This is a genomic window from Ignavibacteriales bacterium, from assembly GCA_026390575.1.
Lineage (GTDB): Bacteria > Bacteroidota > Ignavibacteria > UBA10030 > UBA10030 > Fen-1298.
Genome location: JAPLFR010000009.1, coordinates 290,142 through 312,835, shown reverse-complemented (window position 1 = coordinate 312,835; position 22,694 = coordinate 290,142). Strand labels below are relative to the sequence as shown.

General features: G+C 42.6%; 22 protein-coding genes. 9 read left to right on the top strand and 13 right to left on the bottom strand.

All coding sequences use genetic code 11. From position 1 onward, the window contains the following. Positions 1 to 124 precede the first annotated feature (124 nt). The 10 genes from NTX44_09825 to NTX44_09780 form a co-directional block, all read right to left on the bottom strand. Positions 125 to 694 (bottom strand): ORF6N domain-containing protein, encoded by a 570-nt coding sequence (locus NTX44_09825; protein MCX6121905.1) that lies wholly within the window; start codon positions 692 to 694, stop codon positions 125 to 127. A gap of 93 nt (positions 695 to 787) precedes the next feature. Next, positions 788 to 1,354, bottom strand: coding sequence for an ORF6N domain-containing protein (locus tag NTX44_09820; GenBank protein MCX6121904.1), 567 nt, complete (start codon positions 1,352 to 1,354; stop codon positions 788 to 790). A 192-nt stretch (positions 1,355 to 1,546) separates the two neighbouring features. Beyond that, positions 1,547 to 1,936, bottom strand: coding sequence for a DUF559 domain-containing protein (locus NTX44_09815; GenBank protein MCX6121903.1), 390 nt, complete (start codon positions 1,934 to 1,936; stop codon positions 1,547 to 1,549). Between the two features lie 1,117 nt (positions 1,937 to 3,053). Continuing rightward, positions 3,054 to 3,191 carry a hypothetical protein gene (locus tag NTX44_09810; GenBank protein MCX6121902.1) on the bottom strand — a complete coding sequence of 46 codons (138 nt, stop codon included), beginning with the start codon at positions 3,189 to 3,191 and terminating at the stop codon, positions 3,054 to 3,056. A 55-nt stretch (positions 3,192 to 3,246) separates the two neighbouring features. Next, a complete protein-coding gene (locus NTX44_09805; protein ID MCX6121901.1) occupies positions 3,247 to 4,557 on the bottom strand; it encodes a pitrilysin family protein in 1,311 nt (436 codons plus the stop codon). Between the two features lie 39 nt (positions 4,558 to 4,596). After that, complete coding sequence (locus NTX44_09800; protein ID MCX6121900.1) at positions 4,597 to 5,943, bottom strand: pitrilysin family protein; 1,347 nt, start codon at positions 5,941 to 5,943, stop codon at positions 4,597 to 4,599. Positions 5,944 to 6,034: 91 nt separating this feature from the next. Beyond that, positions 6,035 to 6,229 (bottom strand): hypothetical protein, encoded by a 195-nt coding sequence (locus NTX44_09795; GenBank protein ID MCX6121899.1) that lies wholly within the window; start codon positions 6,227 to 6,229, stop codon positions 6,035 to 6,037. A 56-nt stretch (positions 6,230 to 6,285) separates the two neighbouring features. Then, positions 6,286 to 6,444: a hypothetical protein gene (locus NTX44_09790; protein ID MCX6121898.1), complete on the bottom strand. Its 159-nt coding sequence runs from the start codon at positions 6,442 to 6,444 to the stop codon at positions 6,286 to 6,288. Positions 6,445 to 6,679: 235 nt separating this feature from the next. Further along, a complete protein-coding gene (locus tag NTX44_09785; GenBank protein ID MCX6121897.1) occupies positions 6,680 to 7,621 on the bottom strand; it encodes a patatin-like phospholipase family protein in 942 nt (313 codons plus the stop codon). After that, the gene (locus tag NTX44_09780; GenBank protein ID MCX6121896.1) at positions 7,621 to 8,253 is read right to left on the bottom strand and encodes a hypothetical protein; all 633 of its coding nucleotides are present in this window, start codon (positions 8,251 to 8,253) and stop codon (positions 7,621 to 7,623) included. The genes NTX44_09785 and NTX44_09780 overlap by 1 nt, the downstream gene beginning before the upstream one ends. A gap of 274 nt (positions 8,254 to 8,527) precedes the next feature. Between NTX44_09780 and NTX44_09775 the strand changes: the two genes are divergently transcribed. From NTX44_09775 to NTX44_09760, 4 genes are all read left to right on the top strand, one after another. After that, positions 8,528 to 9,064 carry an RNA methyltransferase gene (locus tag NTX44_09775; GenBank protein ID MCX6121895.1) on the top strand — a complete coding sequence of 179 codons (537 nt, stop codon included), beginning with the start codon at positions 8,528 to 8,530 and terminating at the stop codon, positions 9,062 to 9,064. Between the two features lie 493 nt (positions 9,065 to 9,557). After that, a complete protein-coding gene (locus tag NTX44_09770) occupies positions 9,558 to 10,709 on the top strand; it encodes a Re/Si-specific NAD(P)(+) transhydrogenase subunit alpha (GenBank protein MCX6121894.1) in 1,152 nt (383 codons plus the stop codon). A 6-nt stretch (positions 10,710 to 10,715) separates the two neighbouring features. Beyond that, positions 10,716 to 11,006 carry an NAD(P) transhydrogenase subunit alpha gene (locus NTX44_09765; GenBank protein MCX6121893.1) on the top strand — a complete coding sequence of 97 codons (291 nt, stop codon included), beginning with the start codon at positions 10,716 to 10,718 and terminating at the stop codon, positions 11,004 to 11,006. Next, entirely contained in the window at positions 11,003 to 12,379 is a 1,377-nt protein-coding gene (locus tag NTX44_09760; protein ID MCX6121892.1) for an NAD(P)(+) transhydrogenase (Re/Si-specific) subunit beta, read from the top strand. Before NTX44_09765 ends, NTX44_09760 begins: the two co-directional genes overlap by 4 nt. Positions 12,380 to 12,817: 438 nt before the next feature. On the opposite strand, the gene NTX44_09755 is transcribed toward NTX44_09760, so the two are convergent. Further along, a complete protein-coding gene (locus tag NTX44_09755) occupies positions 12,818 to 12,976 on the bottom strand; it encodes a hypothetical protein (GenBank protein MCX6121891.1) in 159 nt (52 codons plus the stop codon). A 358-nt stretch (positions 12,977 to 13,334) separates the two neighbouring features. Here NTX44_09755 and ychF point away from each other — a divergent pair, with 358 nt between their 5' ends. Further along, a complete protein-coding gene (gene ychF / locus NTX44_09750; protein ID MCX6121890.1) occupies positions 13,335 to 14,420 on the top strand; it encodes a redox-regulated ATPase YchF in 1,086 nt (361 codons plus the stop codon). Positions 14,421 to 14,681: 261 nt separating this feature from the next. Further along, positions 14,682 to 15,257, top strand: coding sequence for a rubrerythrin family protein (locus tag NTX44_09745; GenBank protein ID MCX6121889.1), 576 nt, complete (start codon positions 14,682 to 14,684; stop codon positions 15,255 to 15,257). Positions 15,258 to 15,524: 267 nt separating this feature from the next. Here NTX44_09745 and NTX44_09740 read toward each other — a convergent pair whose 3' ends face one another. Beyond that, on the bottom strand, positions 15,525 to 15,962 hold the full coding sequence (locus NTX44_09740; GenBank protein MCX6121888.1) for a VOC family protein: 438 nt from the start codon (positions 15,960 to 15,962) through the stop codon (positions 15,525 to 15,527). 462 nt (positions 15,963 to 16,424) lie between these two features. Between NTX44_09740 and NTX44_09735 the strand changes: the two genes are divergently transcribed. Continuing rightward, positions 16,425 to 17,480 carry a hypothetical protein gene (locus NTX44_09735; GenBank protein ID MCX6121887.1) on the top strand — a complete coding sequence of 352 codons (1,056 nt, stop codon included), beginning with the start codon at positions 16,425 to 16,427 and terminating at the stop codon, positions 17,478 to 17,480. Beyond that, entirely contained in the window at positions 17,471 to 18,145 is a 675-nt protein-coding gene (locus NTX44_09730; GenBank protein ID MCX6121886.1) for a hypothetical protein, read from the top strand. The genes NTX44_09735 and NTX44_09730 overlap by 10 nt, the downstream gene beginning before the upstream one ends. Positions 18,146 to 18,426: 281 nt before the next feature. On the opposite strand, the gene NTX44_09725 is transcribed toward NTX44_09730, so the two are convergent. After that, the gene (locus NTX44_09725) at positions 18,427 to 22,167 is read right to left on the bottom strand and encodes a phospholipase D-like domain-containing protein (protein ID MCX6121885.1); all 3,741 of its coding nucleotides are present in this window, start codon (positions 22,165 to 22,167) and stop codon (positions 18,427 to 18,429) included. 132 nt (positions 22,168 to 22,299) lie between these two features. Between NTX44_09725 and NTX44_09720 the strand changes: the two genes are divergently transcribed. After that, the gene (locus tag NTX44_09720; protein ID MCX6121884.1) at positions 22,300 to 22,683 is read left to right on the top strand and encodes a (deoxy)nucleoside triphosphate pyrophosphohydrolase; all 384 of its coding nucleotides are present in this window, start codon (positions 22,300 to 22,302) and stop codon (positions 22,681 to 22,683) included. Positions 22,684 to 22,694: the final 11 nt, after the last annotated feature.

Genomic DNA, 22,694 nt, shown 5'->3' with positions numbered 1-22,694 from the left:
TATAACTTAAAATAACAGGAACACTCAAATCTACCAAACCCTTTGCTTCTATGCAATGTTATCTCGTTCTCAAGTATAACTTGGGAAGGTATTGTTCTTGTTACGAATTCTATTTTGCGCTTCGTCATATTTTTATAGCTTTGTTTCTTCTTGTTCTTTTCCCATTATATTTTGCCGTTGTTTCTTTCACACGGAAACCTATCTCTCGCTTTGGTTTTTCGGGAGTATATATAATTTGTCGAATAGCGTCAAAGACCACTTTGAATTGAGCGTCGTATTTCCTTTCCAGTTCTTCAAGCTTAGCTGCAAGGTCTTTATGAGTAGAGAGCAATTGCCGTAATTTTACAAATGCCCTCATAATCTCAATATTCACAAGAACTGCTCTATCGCTTTTGAGAACCGACGAAAGCATTGCAATTCCCTGCTCGGTGAATACAAAAGACAATTTTCTGTGTCCGCCTCGTCCTTTTGATGTCGCAAATTGCGACATCAAAGAATCATTTTCATCCACTGAAAGTTGGAACATAAAATCTAGTGGGAATCTTTTGACATTTCTTTTTACAGCCTCATTCAAACGCTTGGTTGGCACACCATAAAGCTCTGCGAGATGCCGATCAAGCATTACCTTCTGACCGCGAATAAGAAATATTCGTTTTTCAATCACTTCGCTTGGGATAATTGTGTTCTCATTCATTTGATAATTTTGTAACTGGCTTTCGCCAGTATTAATTATAGGCCTCCGGCTCTTCACATCCATCCCGCCGGTATATTCTTTATATGTATTGTTTTATCTTGTTCTCTTTACATTATATTTTGCTGGTGTTTCTTTTACACGGAAACCGATTTCTTTCTTGGGATATTCAGGCGGTGCCATTAACTGACGAATAGCGTCAAAAACAATTTTAAACTGCGAATCATACCTCTTTTCAAGTTTCAATAATTTATGTGCCAAATCTTTATTTGAAGTTAACAATTCACGTAATTTAACAAATGCCCTCATGATTTCAATGTTGACCTGAACAGCTCTTCGACTTCTTAAAACACTGGAAAGCATTGCAACACCTTGTTCCGAAAAAGCATATGGTAAGTATCGCCTTCCGCCTCTTCTGGATTCCTTTGAGGTTTCATTCTGCAACCTCAAATGGCTGGATATCAATGAATATTCTTCATCACTTAGCTGAAACATAAAATCTGCTGGGAATCTGTCACTGTTTCGCTTCACAGCAAGATTAAGAGATTTTGTGGGAACATTATATAATTCAGCGAGATGAGTATCCAGCATTACTTTCTGTCCCCGCAAAAGAAATATCCTTTTTTCAATCACTTCGCTCGGGATAATTGTGTTCTCATTCATTTTAATTATCCTTCTTCTTCACATCCACTCCGTCACGACCCTTCTTTGAAGTTGCATTTTGCAATATCAAAGATCGGTATTCTTCATTTGTGGAGTACTAATTATAAACCTTCAACTCTCACATCCATCATGCCGACAAAAATCCCCTAAAAGTCCCCTCTCACATAAGAATTAACCGAGCCGAGAGGGGATTTAGGGGTGTGTTCTTCGAGCTTCAATCCATTCCCGCAATTGCTCAACAATGCCATCGACATTGCTCTTAACATCTGAATCCCAGAATCGCATCACCGTCAATCCCAATGATTCCAGTTTTTCTTGTCTTATCTTGTCTGCCTCTTCCTTTCCATCATGAGAATCACCGTCTATTTCAAGAACTAATTTCAATCGCGGACAGTAGAAATCTACCACATATTCATCAATCGGTTTCTGCCTGTGAAAATCATATCCCAATAATTGCTTACCCTTAATCTGCTGCCAGAGAAGAATTTCCGACAACGTCATATTCTTCCGCAATGTTCGGGCTATCTGTTTTAATCTCGGACTATATCGAATCCATCGATCTTCCATACAAACCTTTGTCACACACCCCTGTAGTCCCCTCTGGAGAGGGGACATTTGATCTTACATATGAAAAAATGCATTTGCATTTATTTATTCTTCACATCCATCCCGTTAGTATAAATTACAATAAACAAGCCAACGTTTTGTACATCAGCATAGAAATGGAATCGCGTTGAAATCAATATTAGGAATCTGATTTGAAATCTGACGATAGCGGATTGTAAGCGATGTTTCCCCAACACGCTTCTCGTGAAAATGGTAGCGAGTTATCGGGTGAGAATCAAGTAGAGACATACTCGGTAGGGACGTTTAATTAAACGTCCCTACAAAAGCTCAAAAAGAAAAAACCTTCACCGGTTATTCAAATAACAATTTTCCTGCTGTACTCACCATTTCTTTCTCCTCAAACTGCTCCGCACCATCGCCAAACCACTCCGCGGAAACGTCAAACTGCTTCGCAACAACTGCAAACTACTTTTCGCTTGTGCAAAACTGCTTTTCGCGACTGACAAAGTGCTTTTCACAATTCAATTTTGAAATTGTTACAACGTCAGACAGGTTCGCGCCGATGTAAACTGACTTCGCGTCATCGTAACCTGACATTTCTTCCTCGTCAAACCACTCCGCACAGATGTCAAACTGCTTCGCGGCACAGTCAGACTACTCCGCGGCAACGTCAAACTACTCCGCGCCATCATCAGATGGCTTCGCGTTAATGTCAGGTAGCTTCGCATCGTTGTCAGATGTCTTCGCGTCGATGATAGGTGGCATCGCGTCAACGTTAGATTGCTTCCCGCCGATGTCAAACTACTTTTCAGGACTGTCAAAGTACTTTTCGCACTTGACTATTGAAATTACTACAACACCAAATTACTTTTCGCCAGTGTCAGATAACTTTCCAACTTTAGCAGATGTCATTTCGCCATTGCTAATCGTCATTTTTTCAATGTCAACTCTACATCCCGCCGGCAAAAATCACATAAAAGTCCCCTCTCACATAAGAAGTAATCCAGCCGAGAGGGGATTTCTCGTCCGCCGTCTTGTTGGGCGGAAGGGGTGTGTCATCTTTTGTCGCGCCATATTTTTTCCAGCAATCATCAACCACACACCCCTGCGGTCCCCTCTCAAGAGGGGACAGTTAGTCTTTTTGCTGTGTCACATGAGCTTCAATCCATTCCCGCAATTGCTCAACAATGCCATCGACAAACTCCTTTAATGAATACAACTTTACTGTCTCCATGATACATGGACTAACACGAACTTCACTGCCTATCATAAAAAAACGCCCGGTGGAGTACCAGGCGTTTTCATGCGTACACGATTAATTCCGATCACATCGAAGTGAATATCTTTGTGTCTATAACCTTTGGATCACCGATGACGACCATTTGAATGTTGCGGAAATATTTGTTGGCAACTTGTTGAATATCCGCGGCAGTGACGCGTTGAATTTGTTCGATAAATGATTCCCCCATTTTCCATCCTTTCCCGATAATTTCACAGCTTGCGAGAAAATCTGCCTGGGCACTATTTGTTTCGTTGCCCGTATAATACTCCGTCAAAAACAATGCAACCCGATCTTTCAGTACTTTTGCCGTAAGAGGTTCCGTCTGCAATTTCTTCATCTCTGCGAACATCACTTTTATTGTCGTATCAGGTTGTACCGTTGTGACATAAATGAATGCCCGATTGACCATTTCGTTCGCTATCACGGAGTATGGCGCATAGGAAAGGTTCCTTTTTGTCCGCACCTCTTCGAACAACCGAAAGTCCAATACATTTATAGCAACTCTCATCGCATAATACTCCGGGTCGGACTGATTCGGCACAGAAAAAGTTCCGCGGATATAATTGGTCGGCATTTTCTGCTCTACCACTTTCAAACCTGCAGACGAATGCTGAACCGGAGAAATCACAGGTGCGGTATACTCTCCCTGAGGAAGTTTGCCGAATGTGGCCTTCAACTTCGCAGTCAATTCTTCTTTTGTCGTATTTCCGACAACCACCAGCAACAGCTTCGACGTGTTCAAATTATCGCGCAGATGGTTCTTCATTTGTTCAACGCTTATGGCTGAAACAGATGATTCTATCCCATCAGGATTTAACCGGTATGCATGTCCCTGGTAGAAAAATTCATTGGACAGTTCCCTGAGATAATTATCCGGATTATCCTTGCGCTGCCGGATATTAACAAGTTTTGTATCTCTCACAAGCTTTACATCCTCTTCTTTGAATGCAGGATTCATCACCACATCGGCAAAGACATCCCACAGTTCATCGAACTGACGTTTGAGACAACGCAGCGAGATGGAGCTGTAATCGTGTGTCGACGTGTTTGTGATACTTGCCGCCGTCCGGTCAAGAATTTGAAAGAGTGCTTCTTTCGGATATTTTTTACTCCCTTTTTCTGCAATCTCAAAAATGAGCGGTTCAATACCCTGCGTCGAGTCACTGATATTGAGGACACCGCCGCGCAGATACAACTGTGCTGAAATGATATCGTTCGCCGGATTTGCTTTTAAAATTACTTTGAGGCCGTTGACGGAGAATTCTTCCGGCGATTGTGCCGCCGCAGAAGAAGCCGCAAGCATGAGGAACGTCAGAGAAACAACGGCCGCTGTGAGGAATCGATATGTTCTCATACATACACTCCTTGATTATACTTTATTGCATTGACCGTTTTACTGTGGAAACACTTTTTTCCTATCTTCCGAAGACATCAGCAGGCCCTTGATGTACGGAGCGTTCTGAATGTACTTTTTTACGTACTCATTGATGTCGCTTCGCGAGACCTTTCGCAAATTATCGACATAATCCAGATAATAATCCAACCCGTGAGCGACCGACCACCAGAATCCTACCGTATGAACGAATGCCGATGGACGCTCGTGGGAATACATCTCACTAATTTCCAATTGAGTCTTTGCGTTCGCTAACTGTTCATCCGTGTAATAATCGGGTTGCGTTAATTTGCCGATCTCGCCGAACAGCGCTTTTTCAGCTTCGGCGTATTTGTCGACCGTCGTTTGTGCCTGAACGGTGATCGGTCCCGTATGGTCGAGAGAATAATACGACAGTCCGGCAAACATACACAAGCCGCTTTCAATCAGCCGCTTCTGAAATTGAGAATCCCGCTGGCCGAGAATAAAACTCATCACATCGGCTGCATACGTCGATTTGATGTCTTTCGTTATGGAGGGGCCGTGCCATCCGATTTGTATCATAATGGCGTTCACCGGCTTTTCCACGATGAACGTATCGGTTTTCATAAGAGGTGGATGATCGGGAATCGGATATAACTTGAACGGATCATCTCCCTTTTTCCATTCTCCAAAATATTGTTCCGCGAGCTTGAAGATTTCTTCATGACGAACAGCCCCTGCAAGCAGCAACGCGGAATTGTTGGGAATATAATACCGATTCTGGATCGTTTGCATTTTCTTCTGGTCGCAATTTAAAATAACCTCGCGCTCGCCGAGCGGATTTTTTCTGCTGTAATATTTATACCATAATTTCTTATTCATATCACGGTACAAATAATAGTACGGGCTTGCCTCATTGCGGTCATATTCCCCTATGACGACCGCGCGCTCACGCTCCAGTTCCGGCTGAAGGAATAACGGCGTCATCGCGGCGGCTTTCATAAACTCGAATCCTTCTTTCAGATTGTCTTTTCCGAAAGTAAAGAAGTAGTTGACGCGCTCCTCGCCTGTTGTGCCGTTCCATTCCATGCCCAGTTCCTGCATACGCTCGAGGTATTTCTCCTGGGTGGGGATCGCAGCATTCGCCTTGAAAAACATGTGTTCGTAGAGATGCGAAAGACCGTTATACTCCGGTGATTCGGTATACGAGCCGTTTCGAACATCCAACTCAATGGTCACAAGAGGGACAACAGGGTTTTCTATAGCAATAACTTCCAGGCCATTTGAAAGTTTTGTCGAGTAGATATGATACTTTTGTGCGAAGAGGAGCGCGGGCGCAAGGAATAATATCCCCCAACAAATAAGAATTATTTTCTTCTTTGACATGCGGGTTTCCTCCTTAATTGATTTGATCGTGATGGAAGAGCGAAAGAATGTAGATAATACTTTAAACAGTGTCAAGAACAGCCCGCAATCTTCATCCCGTATTCTCGATCCGAAGCTCTGCTTGGGATCGCAATTGCAGAAGCTCCGCTTCCACTCGTACTCCCAAGTCGATCTTGCCGTCTGTTCCCAAACGGAGTTTGGGAACGAGGTTAATTTCTTTATTCTCGATCCCAAGCTCTGCTTGGGATCGCAATTGCAGAAGCTCCGCTTCCACTCGTACTCCCAAGTCGATCTTCTATGCTGTCCGTTCCCAAACGGAGTTTGGGAACGAGGTTAATTTCTTTATTCTCGATCCGAAGCTCTGCTTGGGATCGCAATTGCAGAAGCTCCGCTTCCACTCGTACTCCCAAGTCGATCTTCAATGCCGTCCGTTCCCAAGCGGAGTTTGGGAACGAAGTTAATTTCTTTATTCTCGATCCCAAGCTCTGCTTGGGATCGCAACTGCCGGAAGCTCCGCTTCCACGCTTACTCCCAAGTCGATCTTCAATGCTGTCAGTTCCCAAACGGAGTTTGGGAACGAGGTTAAAACAGTGTCAAGAACAGCGCGGAAGCTTCATCCCGTATTCTCGATCCGAAGCTCTGCTTGGGATCGCAATTGCAGAAGCTCCGCTTCCACTCGTACTCCCAAGTCGATCTTGCCGTCCGTTCCCAAACGGAGTTTGGGAACGAGGTTATCTCACTTACTACGAGGGCTCATAAATCTTCTCAAGGCAATTTGGAATTTACTTCCCACAAATCTATACTTTATTCGCTGAAGATTCTCTTCGACGGTTTGTTCCCCTGCAAGAATACATTGATCGATGCGGTGAAATTCATTCCAGGTGATTATCTCTACGTCCGGTTTGAGAATAATATCAGCGTGCTGCAGCTGGATGTCATCAAGCTTGTTATTCGTGACTTCACTTGCTCGCATGACAATCTCATATCCATGTTGATGGTTCTCATACCTGCCTAGAGATTGCCGGACATCAACAGCAATGATGGGATCCTTCGACAACGAACGAGCAGCCGGCACAGGAATCGTACTCGTGACTTTACCATCAACGAATTGGCGATGATCTATCTCAAGTGGTGCGATAATACCGGGGATTGCAGAACTTGCTGCAACAGCAGTGATGATGGAACCGGAGGAGAACACATACTCTTTACCGGATGCTATATCGCTTGCCACAGCGGCAAAACGAAGAGACAGGCCGCTGATATCTCCTTCTTCAAGAAGAAAGTTCAACGATTGAATTAATGTTGTTTGTGCAAACTTCCCGTTACCCAATGCGGACTTTGATATGAAATATCTTTGACGCAAGTGCGTGGCAAATCTCTCCCACACCGAGCGAGAACTTTTGGTATCTGTGTCTGAAAATTGTTCCAATCCGATCCGTTTATAGAAAGATCCTTCCAGGAATTTTCTGAATTTCTTTTCCACGGCATCTGCACTTTTTAGTTGTGCGTACATGCCGCCCACCACAGCTCCCATGCTGGTACCGACAATCAATGATGGCACGAACCCGATTTTCTCAAGAGCTTTGAGAATTCCAATATGTGCCAACCCGCGCGCCCCTCCTCCACCCAGAACCAGTGTGAAAGGATGAACCTTAGTATGTACTGGATTTCGCTGCATTATTTTTCTTTTTGTTCCTCTAGCGTGACTTCTATTTCGTCATCCGGGAGATGGATTGACACCTTTCGATAATAAAGAGCGCCATCATAATCTGTCACCACTCGCCCTCTGATATCGGGGGTTCCTGTTGTGTCAAATGTGAGGACATTGAAGGCACGCGCATGTCCGAATTTCAGTTCTTCATCTTGTGAAAGTTTGAACTCCGCAGCTTCTGCAGCGAGCTTTCTCTTGCCGAAAATAAACATTCCACGCATTGCATGACGCGAAGAATCCTTAAACATAATTCGAAGTGTTCTCACAAACCGGACGACATCGTTATTCAAAATCTCTACAGATTTTCTGGGAAGCCACACTGCCGATGCTTTCGACGTGTCGGAGTGAATGCGAGCCCATGCTTTTCCTCCATTATCATCAAGCGCTATGAAGAATTCTTCCTGCCCTCTCCTATTCTTCCATGTCGATTCACTGAAAAAGAATTGATCGGGGAGATATCCTCCTAATTTTCCCAACATGGTGGTGAAAAACGGACCATCCCACACTGCCTCGAAGACAGCCGTAACCTCTGCTGAACTCAAGATGCTTGCCAAAAAAAGAAATATAAGGATACCGAGAATCACTAAGTGCTTGATCATGGATTTGAGATTTCTCCTTGTTCAAGAACTTCTCTACAACCACACTGATGGGAGTATAGGGAATTTTAAAAGAAATTGCATTGAGAAATATCAACACCTCTTTTTTCGTAGTTGGCCGTTTTGGATTCCCGCTTACAATCCGCGGGAATGACACTCATTTTTCGTTTTGTCATTCCCGAATGTTCCTGTCGGGAATCTATTATTTTGATAATTAACTATGTGGAAAAACCACTGTGCTTTTTTCATTTCCCTCCTTTTTTGCCTATCTTTTATTATGAGAAAACTCACGCATGCAGAAATTTCTACGAAACGTGTACCGGAGAATCAAGTCGAAAGTGCCTCACGCATTCCATTGATTGTTCTGGTAGATAATGTTCGAAGTTTATACAATGTCGGTTCTATCTTCCGAACATCTGATGGCGCAATGATTGAGAAGCTCATACTTGCCGGTTACACACCGCATCCACCGCGTAAGGAAATCGAAAAGACAGCGCTTGGTTCTACGAAGAGTATTCCTTGGGAATACACTAAGCATCCCATTGAAACTATTATAAGTTTGAAGGAACGCGGTTACAAAATTTGTTGTTTAGAGTTAACTGATAAAAGTATTCATTACAACGATATCAAGACAGCCGATTTTCCACTTTGTCTTGTTATTGGCAACGAGATTAGCGGCGTATCAAAAGAAGTTATTGAGCTTTGTGATCTGGCGATAGAGATTCCGATGTATGGCATCAAGCAATCGTTGAATGTAGCAGTGGCATACGGAATTGCAGTATTTGAACTTGCAAGACTTTGGAGGATGCGATAATCTGGTACCATTTCCAAAAAAAGATATTGTATTATGCCCCCCTCCTAAGATTTAATTTGGGGTTGTTCAAAAAGAAAGAAAATGTCACCCCGAACTCCTGCCTGCCGAAGTGCATCGGCACGCAGGCAAGTGTTTTGGGGTCTAAATATTTACATAAAAAACAGATGGTGATCCCGACAAAGTCGGGACAGCATGACAACTCCGGACTTTTTAGACAGCCTCATAAAGGTGGGGTCGTAAAATAATATACATACAACCCATTCCATAAAATGCAATATTCCCTATTCGAAATGACTCAAACCAAGGTTCTCAATAGTAATAAAGGAAGTTTTTTTCATCATCACTCTTTACCTGTTCAAAACTTTGATGATCTTTAATATTACTCGTTTGCCCTTATCAATTACGTTCATTCTCAGCGCATTGGCTAAAGCAGTAGATATTCAAACAAAATATTCGGAATTTGCTATATCGAAAAATTAAAGAAGAATAACCTATGAAGATAATAATTCCAAAAGAAGCTTCATCCGAGCTGCGCGTTGCAATGCTGCCGCAGAACGTCGATAAGCTTGTTAAAAAAGGCGCAAAGATTATCATCGAATCTGGACTCGGCACCGCACTCGGCATTGCAGATGAAGACTATAAAAAAGCCGGTGCCTCCATCGAGAAGAACCGTAAAAAACTTCTTGCGTCGGGAGATATCATTTTACGCTTGCGTAAACCGGATGTAAAGGAAGTATCCTCTCTGAAAAAGGGAGCGATTCAAGTCAGTTATCTCGATCCATTTAACGAACCCAAACTACTTGCAGCTCTTGCGAAACAGAAAATTTCAGCAATATCGATGGAAATGATTCCGCGCGTGACACGCGCGCAGAAAATGGATGCGTTGAGTTCGCAGGCAAGTCTTGCGGGATATGCCGCAGTGATTCTCGCAGCAGATCATCTGCACAAAATTTTTCCAATGATGATGACACCTGCTGGCACATTACAGCCGTCGAAAGTGTTTATCATCGGCGCGGGCGTTGCAGGACTGCAAGCGATTGCAACTGCGCGGCGTCTCGGTGCAAAAGTAGATGCATTCGACACCCGCCCCATTGCAAAAAACGATGTTCTTTCGCTCGGGGCTAAATTTGTTGAAGTCGACCTCGGTGAAACCGGACAAACTGCTCAAGGATATGCGAAAGCGTTAACGGAAGAGCAGTTGAAAAAACAGCGAGATGTTATGAAACAATATTGCGCACAGGCCGATATCGTCATTACGACAGCACAAGTCTTCGGACGCAAAGCTCCAGTCATCGTGACGAAAGATATGATTGCCGCAATGAAGCCGGGTTCCGTTGTTATCGATCTCGCCATTGAAACAGGCGGGAACGTTGAAGGCGCAGTTCTAGGCAAGATCATCGATAAGAACGGCGTCAAGATTATCGGTATGGCAAATATGCCTGCTCGTGTGGCTATGAACGCCAGTCAAATGTATGCCAACAATCTCACCAATCTCTTTGAAGAATTTTGGAATAAAGAGAAAAAGGAATTTGAACTAAAGCTCGACGACGATATCATCAAAGGATGTTTGATTACACACGGCGGCGCTATCGTACATCCCACCTTTGCACCGCACACGGAAGAAAAGAAATCTCAAAAAGGATAATGCGATATGTTCCCCCTCATTGAATCATTTTATATACTCATCCTCGCCGGGTTTGTTGGCTTTGAGGTTATCAAACGCGTGACACCAACACTGCACACTCCGTTGATGTCCGCAACCAATGCGATCTCCGGAATTTCGCTTGTCGGTTCACTCGTCGCCGCTGGAAGCGATCAGTTCGTCAGTCAAATGCTCGGACTCGTCGCCGTGACAGCCGCTACGATCAATGTCGTCGGCGGATTTATGATTACCGAACGAATGTTGAAAATGTTCAAACGGAAGGAGCGGAAACAGCAATGATTAACTACCCGCTCGAAATAACGTACATCATCGCCTCCGTCCTCTTTATCATGGGATTGAAGGGACTCGGCCATCCAGAATCAGCGCGCCGTGGTATGCATTATGCAGAAATTGGTATGCTGATGGCAGTCGTCGGAACACTGCTCGGTCAAAATATTGTGACATGGCAATGGATTCTCATCGGTCTTGTGATTGGTTCCGCGATCGGCACTGCGATGGCAATCTTCATGCCGATGACGGCAATGCCACAGCGAATTGCAATTTCGCATGCATTCGGTGCACTTGCCGCTGTGCTTGTCGGTATCAATGAATTCGTCGTAAAGGGATCGGAAATTACCAGCGGACTTATGGGAGCGTTAGGATTTGAAGTGCTCTTCGGTTCGCTTACGGTTACGGGAAGTTTGATGGCATTCGGAAAGCTGCAAGGAGTGTTGCGAAGCGAACCTATGACATACAAAGGACAGAACTTCGTCAACATTTTGCTCTTTTTTGTTACGATTGGAATGTTTGTCTATCTCGTTTTCTTCCCCCAAAATGCTCTTGTGTTCGGCTTAATGATTGCACTCTCGTTTCTCATCGGCATTTTTATTGTCATGCCCATTGGAGGAGCAGATATGCCGGTGGTTTTATCGCTGATGAATTCGTATGCAGGACTTGCTGCCGCTGCGACGGGATTTGCCATCAATAATAAAGTGCTTATCATCGCCGGTTCATTGGATGGCTCATCAGGATTTATTCTTTCCATCATTATGAGCAAAGCGATGAACCGGTCGTTCGCGAACATACTCTTTGGTGCGGTTGGTACTGTACAAGTCGACACTTCGACACTCCATGAAGACCGGCCTATAACAAAAATAAATGTGGAAGATGCAAAGTTTATTCTTGAACAAGCAGACCGTGTGGTCATCGTTCCGGGATATGGCATGGCAGTGGCGCAAGCGCAGCATGCAGTTCGCGAACTCAGTGATGAACTGGAAAAACGCGGAACGAAAGTTGAGTATGCTATTCACCCGGTCGCAGGACGCATGCCTGGACACATGAATGTATTGCTTGCTGAAGCAAATGTATCCTACGATCAATTGCAGGAAATGGAAGTGATCAATCCCACGATGGACACGGTCGATGTTGCCATTGTGATTGGTGCAAACGACGTCGTCAATCCTGCGGCGCGCACAGATAAAGGGAGCCCGATCTACGGCATGCCGATTATTGATGTCGATAAAGCGCGGACAGTTATTGTGATGAAGCGTTCGATGGCAACCGGATTTGCCGGTATCGAAAATCCGCTCTTCTATCAAGAAAATACCAAGATGTTATTCGGTGATGCGAAGAATGTTTTACAGCAGTTGGTTGCAGAGTTTAAAAAGACATAAGGTTCTCACCATGAACCTCTCCGATCGCTGTAAGCGGTCGGAGAGGTGATATTCTCTTTCTACTTCATTCATTCCTTCAACCCGCGCTTCTTTTTCTTGATGTGTGAAGAATGTTTTACAGCAATTGGTTGCAGAGTTTAAAAAGACATAAGGTTCTCACCATGAACCTCTCCGATCGCTATAAGCGGTCGGAGAGGTAACACATGAAGCACTTGGCTATCCGTTGGCGGAGTAATCGCGAGTAGGCAAATATCCGACATCTACCTGAGTTGAAACGTAGAAAGATGTCGGATATTTCTCCGAGCATAAATCGAAGCCAACAAGTAGCAGGGATTAAATAACGTAGAATCCGATCACTTATCGGATTGTGTATGTATTGTTTTGTCCGATGTGATCATCGGACTCTACGCTTTTATACTTTGAATTCCTTCCAAATAGTCACTTCAACCCGCGTTTCTTTTTTTCGATAATGACTTGAGCATCGAGCGGAGCGGAGCATAGAGGACATACATAACGGCGCGTGGTTTCATTAAAATCCGGTTCGCGCATTTGTTTGCAATTGGGACATCGTACCAGAAGCGGCTTATCATCTTTCATGAGCTTGCTGTTTCCTTCTTATTCAAATCCCTCATAGTGTCCGTTGTAATGGCAGATATTGAATTCCGTGTTATTTACCAAAAATATAGTCATTGGGAATTCCAATCACAATAACTCATCACAATTTCACCCATTCTACAGAAGAACATGAAGAAATTGTTCCAGGTGATGTCAGGAGTTCCCTCCTGACATTACAAGAGATATTAAATCCTGCACTTACTAGATGATTTCTATCTGTCAGGACGAAAGTCCTGACAGCACTAGGATGATGCGTAAATTCGTGTAATTCATTTGCTTTCTCCTTTCAAATTTTATCGTATATTATTCCAACCATTTTAAACACTTTGAAAGTCCTCTTATGCAAATAGGAATTGTTGGCATTCCGTTCTGCGGGAAATCCACATTGTTTCAAACCATCACAAAAACTCATATTGACCCGACGGCCCTTGCTAAGGCAGAAGCGCATCACGCTGTTGTGAAAATTCCTGACATCCGGCTGGACAAATGTTCTGAAATTTTCCTTCCAAAAAGCACCGTGCATGCTACGATCGAATTTGTCGATGTGGTAGGATTGAAAAAGGGCGAGTCCGGTTCAACGCAGTTTTCTACCAATTTTCTCTCCAATGTAAAAACAAACGATGCACTGGTGCAGGTTGTTCGCTTATTTGCAAACGAGGCTGTCCCGCATCCCGACAGTTCCATCAACGTTCTGCGGGATCTCGATGTGTTTGAAACAGAGTTTATTCTTTCTGATCTTTCCCTTGTCGAAACGCGTATCGAACGCATCAAGAAACAACTTATGAAAATGCAGGATGAACTTGCCAAGCGTGAACTGCCGGTATTAGAGAAATGCAAGCAGATACTTGAATCAGAGAAACCATTACGCGAAACCGCATTCACGAAGGATGAACTGCACCTGCTCAAAACCTACCAGCTTCTTTCCATGAAACCTATGCTTATCGCGTTAAACTTAGATGAAACTCAGCGGAACGAAATGGATTCTCTCGTCAAGCAAGTTGCCGAAAAGAAAGAAGGAAAGAATACGAAAGTGGTTTCTTTCTTCGGTAAGATTGAAATGGAAATGTCCGAGCTGGCGGATGATGAAGCAAAAGTTTTCATGGAAGAATACGGAATAAAAGAATCCGCACTCAACACGTTAATTCGCGAAGCGTACGCTTTACTTGGACTTCAATCCTTCTTTACGGTTGGCGAAGATGAATGCAGGGCATGGACCATCAAAAAAGGAATGACAGCACAGGAAGCGGCCGGCGTAATCCATTCCGACTTTTTTGCAAAATTTATACGTGCGGAAGTTGTCTCCTATGAGCACTTCATCGCCGCCGGAGGTTCTTTTGCAAAGACAAGAGAACTCGGACAATGGCGGCTTGAAGGAAAAGAATATATTGTAAAAGATGGGGATATACTGTCCATTCGGCATAGCTGATGTAATTGGGAAATTAACCGTTCATCTGTAAAGTATATTTATTTATAGCCACGATGTTTACGTCGTGGTTTAGAGCGAACCATTTAATGGCTTTAGCCACATAGAGAATCGTTTTGGCTAAAGCCTAGATTTTATTGAGATATTAATTCCACGATCTGTCCCGAAGGGATGGCGTTGCCAAAGGTCGTGGCAATATTTCCTGTGTTAGACGTAACACGAATGACACATTATGACTATCAATTAATTGAAAGGAGATATTAAATGCCAAGTCTACATGGAACACAAACAGAAAAGAATCTCTTGGCGGCATTCGCCGGAGAATCTCAAGCACGAAATCGCTACACTTTTTTCGCTTCTGCTGCAAAAAAAGAGGGTTACGAACAGATCGCCGCAATCTTTTTAGAGACCGCTGATAACGAGAAAGAGCATGCCAAAAGATTCTTTAAATTTCTTGAAGGTGGCGAAGTCGAAATCACTGCATCGTATCCGGCGGGTGTCATCGGTACAACGAAAGATAATCTAAAAGCGGCGGCGGATGGAGAGCAAGAAGAACACACAAAACTGTATCCGCATTTTGCCGAAGTCGCAAAAAAAGAAGGATTTTCTGAGATTGCTGTTGCGTTCCGTACGATCGCACTTGTCGAAAAACATCATGAAGCACGGTACCGAAAGCTGCATAAACAAGTGGAAAGCGGAACTGTCTTTAAAAGAGAAAAAGTCGTTCGATGGAAATGCCGGAACTGCGGTTACATTCATGAAGGGAAAACTCCTCCTGTAAATTGTCCGGCATGCCAGCATCCCGAAGCATATTTTGAGGAATGGGAACAGATAGATTGAATATTGGATAGCGGCTCAATTTTGTGCGGTCAGGAGGGAATGACAAGAATATTGTTGCAAGCTAACGCTTGCATTATTCAGAGGCCTCCGGCTGTCATGACCGATATTATTGAATGTCAGGAATCCCGACTGCTTAAAGCAGTCGGGACTGGCATCATAATCAATTGTATTAAACTGAGTCACTACCGAATATTGCCCTCATTCTCGTTAAAAAAACGCCAGGTTCTTGTTAGAATCTGGCGTTCGTTTTTCACCTATTTCACTTTGTTACTTCAACATCGGTTCAGCGCGTTTAACAAACTGAAGAGAAAGTCCCCAAGGATCGCGCATCATTAAAATTTGATCGCCATTAGGAATGGTTTCAATGTCATCGACCACTTTTGCACCATCGATAACGAGTGTATCGCGAATAACTTTCAGATCGTTTGCAATAAAAGCAATGTGAAGACAAAGCGGATTGAGAGACGCATAATCAATGACCGGGGCGGTTGTATTGCTGTATAACTCAAGAATCATATTGCCAGCAGAATCACTGATAAAATGTGCATTCACCGGCGGTGGCCCCTTTCTCATCACCTTCATTCCCAAGCGTTCACAATACCATTTTGCAGCCGCCATGGGATCAGATATATTCAATGCAATATGCTCGAGTCGAGGTTCTATCTTTCGTAGAGTGGATTGATCTTTAGGATTCTTCGGATCCATCTTTCTTTCATTTCACCCTCTCTTTAAGATCATCATATTTTTATTTAATTGATAAAATTTATGAAATGTATCTAGGATTGGTTTATTGGAGTGCCATACTATAAAAGAAACACAGTCCCTGTCTCTAAAACGAAGAATAACTCTGATATCTTTAGTCCGAAAATAAATGCTAATCCCTGTAGCTAAATCTGTGACAGATCACTTGTTAAAATACGACATAAAAAATGGTATAATAAATCTTGATAGAAAGAATAACTTTCATTAATCTCTCGAGCAGAGAGTGTGGCAATTGGAGGTTATCACACGAGAGGCCGATGCTTTGAATTCTATTCTTTAATGATGACAGACCATTTATTAAAATATGACAAGTTATGATTGCACTATCAATTGCATCGAATATATCTTTGAATTATTAATTATTGATGTAAAAATATTATCCATTCAATTAGGGGGAATCAAACTATGAATACTTATTCTACGAAACTAAAGGTATTAAAACTATCTTTCATTATCTTACTTTGTCTTCTTATAATGTGTTGCGAAAAAGAAGACAGAGGAACACCAACATCTAGCGTCATAGCTTCTCAAAAAGATACATCGCAGAACGCAGAAAAACAACCTTTGCTCAAACCAATTCCGATGAGAGCATATTGTGAAGATGGACGTTATTTGGTATTCAGGAATTATTGGCAGTCACAAAATTTATTTCGACCACTCAATGGAAAATACATTGGCGTGATGTACGACGACAATATGAACAGAAATCAAAATTATTATAACCAGTATGGTTGTAGGATGATACATACTAGAAACCCAGCATCAATCAGCCAATTACATTCATATGGTTATTCCTTAGATAGTATTATTGTTAGCTTGCATCCGGACGGATGGCAACAGACAATCGATAGTGCAGTCTCACACGGCGTAAAACGGTTTTATATTGATGAGCCAATATATAATAGTTTACAGTGGCTTGTACTTGCATCTGCTCCTTACATAGCTAGTCGGGGGGGCACGCTTACAATTACCGAATCTGATTTTCATGATTGCGACTGGTATCTATATGGTGACAAAGGAGATATTGGAGCTATGGTCGATTTAGCCTTAGCAACTACTCCTTCGCCGTTTGTTTGTTGCCATACACGTTTTGAAAGGGGGGGCGGGCATTACTGCCACTATATTGATCCTCGTGATCAATGGTCGTATATAATGAGCAGGGTGCCAAATCTTTTCAAAATGGTAATTATCAATACTAGTCAAAGTACTGATGATATGGCTGCTCTTTTTGGACATGCAAATAATCTCGGCATAAATCAGGTTTTACTCTTTCCTTATCAAACAGATGGATCAACTTACGCAGGAGTTGAATCAGCAATTTGGGATGGATGGTATGCTTATTGGTCACAACAATTTGCGAAAGAAGTATTGCAGCAATGGTGTTGTTTCACTATAGATTATCAGCCAAGTGAATGCGGCTTGAAATCCTGGCATTACACTGGTAATACCCAATGGCAATAAAATCAGATGATATAGTAAGGAAACAAACCATGTTAAAAATAATAATGTTTTTTATAATTTTTAGTGTAGCCACTTTGAATAGATCTATTTCACAAGAGACTACTACGTTGAGCAATAAAGACACTCTTTCAAATCAGAGTGCATGCCATATTTGGTTAGACACAGGTATATATGGTGTTCTTGGATCTCATAGTGGTGATTTTGAACCTATTTATAATTTACGCTTAGGAATTGGAAAATCTTACACCATTTTTCAACTTTACGGCTTCCTGGAATTAACATATTACAAATTCGATCCTCCAGACGCTCTTTCCAGTATCACAACATCCGATAAACGATACGATATTGCTGTGTATGCAGTGGGCTCGATTTTCCAAATTCTTTACTTGGGTTGTGGAGCTTATTACGCTCATCAAGATAATATTATCACTCGCTATAGAGATAGCGATATCATATCAGAATCAGGAATCCGTTCATTTTTTGATTTTTATTCTTTGTTTGGATTGAGTTATCCAATTAAAATTTCGAGTTCTATTTCATTACCTATCGGCCTTTACTATAATCGAGTGCAAGATTATCGATATTCTGGTTATGATCATCGTATTTATTCAAAATATTTTTCGAATACTATCTCATTACGACTTGGAATTATTTATAACCATTGATAAATAGTATTCAAATACTCTGCTATCAGCTAATCAATTGTTCAAACTGGCCGAATGAGTATCGGTACAATTAGTATAGCTTGCATAAGTAAATGTATTGATTAACGTAAGCAATACTACAGATACGAGGGTTACGAGTTGGTACTTTTTCATACAACCTCCTGAGATATTATTTCTGAAATGAAAATCAATAAAAATCTAAAATAATGGAACATCAGATACAAAAGAAAAGCCCAATCAATTGAACACTGATTGGGCTTCGAAATAAACGATACTAATTCTTACTTGAGCAATATCGCTTTCTTCACTGCTATGTTGGTTCCCGCTTGCACTCGATAGAAATAAATCCCGCTCGGCAATGTTGATGCATTCCATGTGACCTGATATATACCGGCAGATTTCACTCCGTTCATAAGAACGACAATTTCACGACCGAGAATATCAAACACTTTGATAGAAACTAATCCGGAAAAAGGAATCTGGAATTGGAATGTTGTTGTTGGGTTAAACGGATTCGGATAGTTTTGCGAGAGAGTAAATTGTACCGGTAAACTCCCCTTTGTTTCTTCTACTCCCACAATGACACCGGTGCCTCCGCTTTCTTTATATCGTTTTGCAAATTCCTGTGCGTACTGACGGGCAATTGCTCCTGAATGAATTATGAGTGTATTTTCATCATTATCCGATTCAGCATTGGTTGACCAGTTATGGCTGCCTGTAATGACCATGGGATCGCTTTCGTCATTGAACGGATCGATCACCCCATATTTATGATGGAAAATCCCTTTGACGGTATTGTGATTTGCCACGAATGCATCGACGCCTGCCGCCTGTAAGGTACTCAGAACACTTCCCGATTGATCATTAATAATTCCGCGTACTTTTATTCCTACATTCTTTTTTGTGATCAAGGTTTGTGCAATATCAGATCGTGTAAACGCCATCACCCCGAAGAAAATATCTTTATCTGCAGAGGAGAGTGCACGAATAATGCCGGAAGTGGTATGGTCCGAAGGGCTGAAGTAACTTTCCACCTTCGTACCTTTAATAAATGTCACGTGCGGTGTATTATCTGTTTTGTAGGGACCAAAATGGGCTTGAACAGGATTCTTTGTCTCTGTTGAACTGCCAAACATTTCTTCGAATTCAACTGTATAAATGCGGGCAAGCGATTGATCCTGAATAAATACTGCATTCTGTGCATCTTCCAACGTGCCGCTATTTGTAACATTCCATGATCCGGTAATCACCCAATCATCGGTTGCGTCGGTTGTATCTCTCCCATCAAACACAAAATATTTATTGTGCATAATACCGCCATCGATACCCGGCACGCTCCGTTTCATCACATTGATGCCATCTGCTTCCAGGCGGCTCATCGGAGATGAACTCTTATTATCAAAAACCACGCGCACTTTCACACCACGGTGGTGTGCGGCAATGAGAGAATCGGCGATTCTATTTGCCACCCATGGGGGTCCGCCTCCAAAATCATCAAATGAATAAACTGCAAGATCAATAGTATTTTTTGTGTTAGAAATTCGTTCCAGCAGCTTACCAAGTAAATCCGCATTTCCATTTGCGAGAGGTACGAGACCTAAACTGGCATCAATAGAGTAATTGAAATAGACATTCATCTGTCCGGAACTTGCAGAAGATGTCGTCACCTGAGCAGCGATAAATGACGCAGCGGTGCCCAATGAATCTGCCGAAAAGACCTGATAATAATAGATTCGACCTGACTTCAATCGCGACACAGTTACAGAATGGCTGGTTGTCTGAGTGACATTTACCACCGAGTCTCCCAAATTCTTTGTCGGTCCGTAATACACGATTGAGTTGCCATTAAAGAATGTCGACCAACTAATCGTAAAACTCGAATCAGTCAAGGAAGTGATAGCCGGTAAAGATGTAATTTGCGGTCCCGGATAGACAATTAAGTCCTCTAAGGTTCGAGGCGTGAGTTGATACGCCGTATTGAACTGCCCTAATACACCGACGACATCAAGTAATCCAAGCGGAATGAGTTTTCCATCGAGCGCGGAACCAAAAGGAATTCGTACATTCAATTGTGTTGTTCCGTCGGTGACATTATAGGTGGTGCCTGAAGTGCCGCCGGAGAAGTTACCGGATTCCACAAAACGCACGCCATTTATTTTTATAAACTGTGATTCGTATGCCTCTGATGCTTGAGCAAGTGTAATAACCTTCGATGCCGGCAATGGAAGCCCGCGTGCAAAAAGCTTAACAGAATCGACTGGCTGTAATTCTAACAAACCGTTGTATGGTGTCAACACACCTTTCACTTCAACTGAATCACCCAGTTGGAGCGTATCAGTTTTCTGATCGTACGCACAAATTCCACCAGAGAAATCCTGAATGAAGATTGTCTTTGCCGTTAATTTAGAAGGTTGTGCGTACGTGACAACTCCACGCACTTTCACCATAGCTCCGGTCGCTTGTGAGCGGGCAATATTAATATCCAACCAAGTTTGAGATGATGGCGGATCGATAACATTAATATCCGCAAGTGTTCTGGGAAGCAAACGATAAACACCATTGCGCTCATTGACAATACCGATAAGATTTACGGAATCTGTCGGGATATCAGTTCCGACAATATTGGATCCTCTGCTGACATATACGGTCAGCGGACCAAATGCATCACCAGCCGTATAAACGCTATCGACAGCTGTAGCAAACCGCCCAACAGCATCAAACTTCACTTTGTTCACACGAATCAATTGTGATTCCACCGATTCATTCAGAAACGTAGAGTTTGTTTGTATAGGCACAGGGAGTGGATTATTGGAACTGATCTTGATAGAATCCGTGAGCGGATCGATTTCTAATAGACCATTATAATCTTTGAGCGTACCGCTAACTTCCCAAATATCGCCTACCTTGGCGGTTAAGTTATAGCTAAAGACAGCCAATCCTCCAGTGCTGTCTTGCATATATGCCGGCGGTCCTGAGAATTCAATATTCCCCGCTGTAATAATACCGCGGACACGCATCGATAATCCGGCACCAACAGCACGCGCTTGCGCAATGGTGAGAACACCAACACTAAATGCCATCACACGCGAAGGCATGGTATTCCCTGTTGTATCTTTAATATTTTGAATCGTGAGCGAGTACGTATCATTCGCCATCAATGAAGTCGTTAAAACGACCTTTGCAAGGTTTGTAAGGTCACGATTCGCTTGCAGGACATTAATTGATTTAGAAATAAGATAATTCGATAGCGTTGATGCAGCGAGTAAGTCAAGCGGTTCGCTAAAAAGTATCTCTATTTGAGTGTTCGAAAGCGATTTCATCGAAACGACCCAGGGGGGAATAATATCTCCTGTAGTAGATACTGGTTCTGTAGGACTGGCTGAGTTTTGCGGCTGGGGTGTGCGTGTGATAAAATCAGCGGAATTATTATTAGAATCATATCCGTTCCCGGCAAATTCTTCTGAGCCCCCTATTCCCATCGTTATGGCAGTTGATGTAGCAGATGCTATACGTTCAACGCTTTTCGTGTTTGATGGTGCAGGAGCAGGACCAGTTCCTTCAAATAACGTACCTCCGCCATAGCCAACAAAATCAACTAAATTGGGATCAGTCAAAGATATAATAGGAACGGATGCTCTCGCTAACAAAACTTTTCCAGCACTCGCTCCCAACGCAAGTCCGCCTGTTGCATCCGGTGTAGGTAAATTTTGAGTACCTCCTGCACCTTTCGCTTCCTGGATAAGATAGTAACCTTTGGGGGCAATCGAACCGCTCAAAATCGTTCCGACTGTCGAAGGAAACGCAGTGGCTGATGAAGACATGTAATGCACAGACCAACCCTCAAGTGATACAACAGCATCAGTAGGATTATAGAGTTCAATAAAATCATTTTTCAGTGTGGCGCTTGAATTACCACCGCCGCCATAGACTTCACTGATAACTATATGATTTGCTTGTTGTGCGGAAAGAATTATACCAATAGAAAAAATCATTACCACAACCAAAAGCATACGATATTTCATTATTGTACCCCGTACTAATAAAATTATGAATGTATATTATTTGATTCCAATATAACCAATTTCTCCTTCATACCACAAACGATTACATCACAATTGGAAATCTAATTCGGTTTCGATATATTTTAGAAAAGGATGAAGATGACAGAAGTGGCAGTAGCAATATTGAGGAAAGATAAAAAAATACTCATCTGCCAGCGGAAGCTTGGCGGCAGGTACGCACTAAAATGGGAATTTCCCGGTGGGAAACTTGAACCGGGTGAAACAATCGAACAATGTCTCCGCCGTGAATTACGCGAAGAACTTTCCATAGAAATTCAATCCATCGAATATAGTGAAACACATGCTGCATATTACGAAGACGGGGGAATGTTCAATGTCGCGTACTGCTTCGTCTCAGGATTCAACGGTGAGCCGCATAATAATATCTTCGAACAAATCCGCTGGGTGACAACGAATGAATTGAAACAAATGGATTTGCTTGAAGGTAACAAACCCTTTGTGAAAAATCTGACATAAATCTCACGATG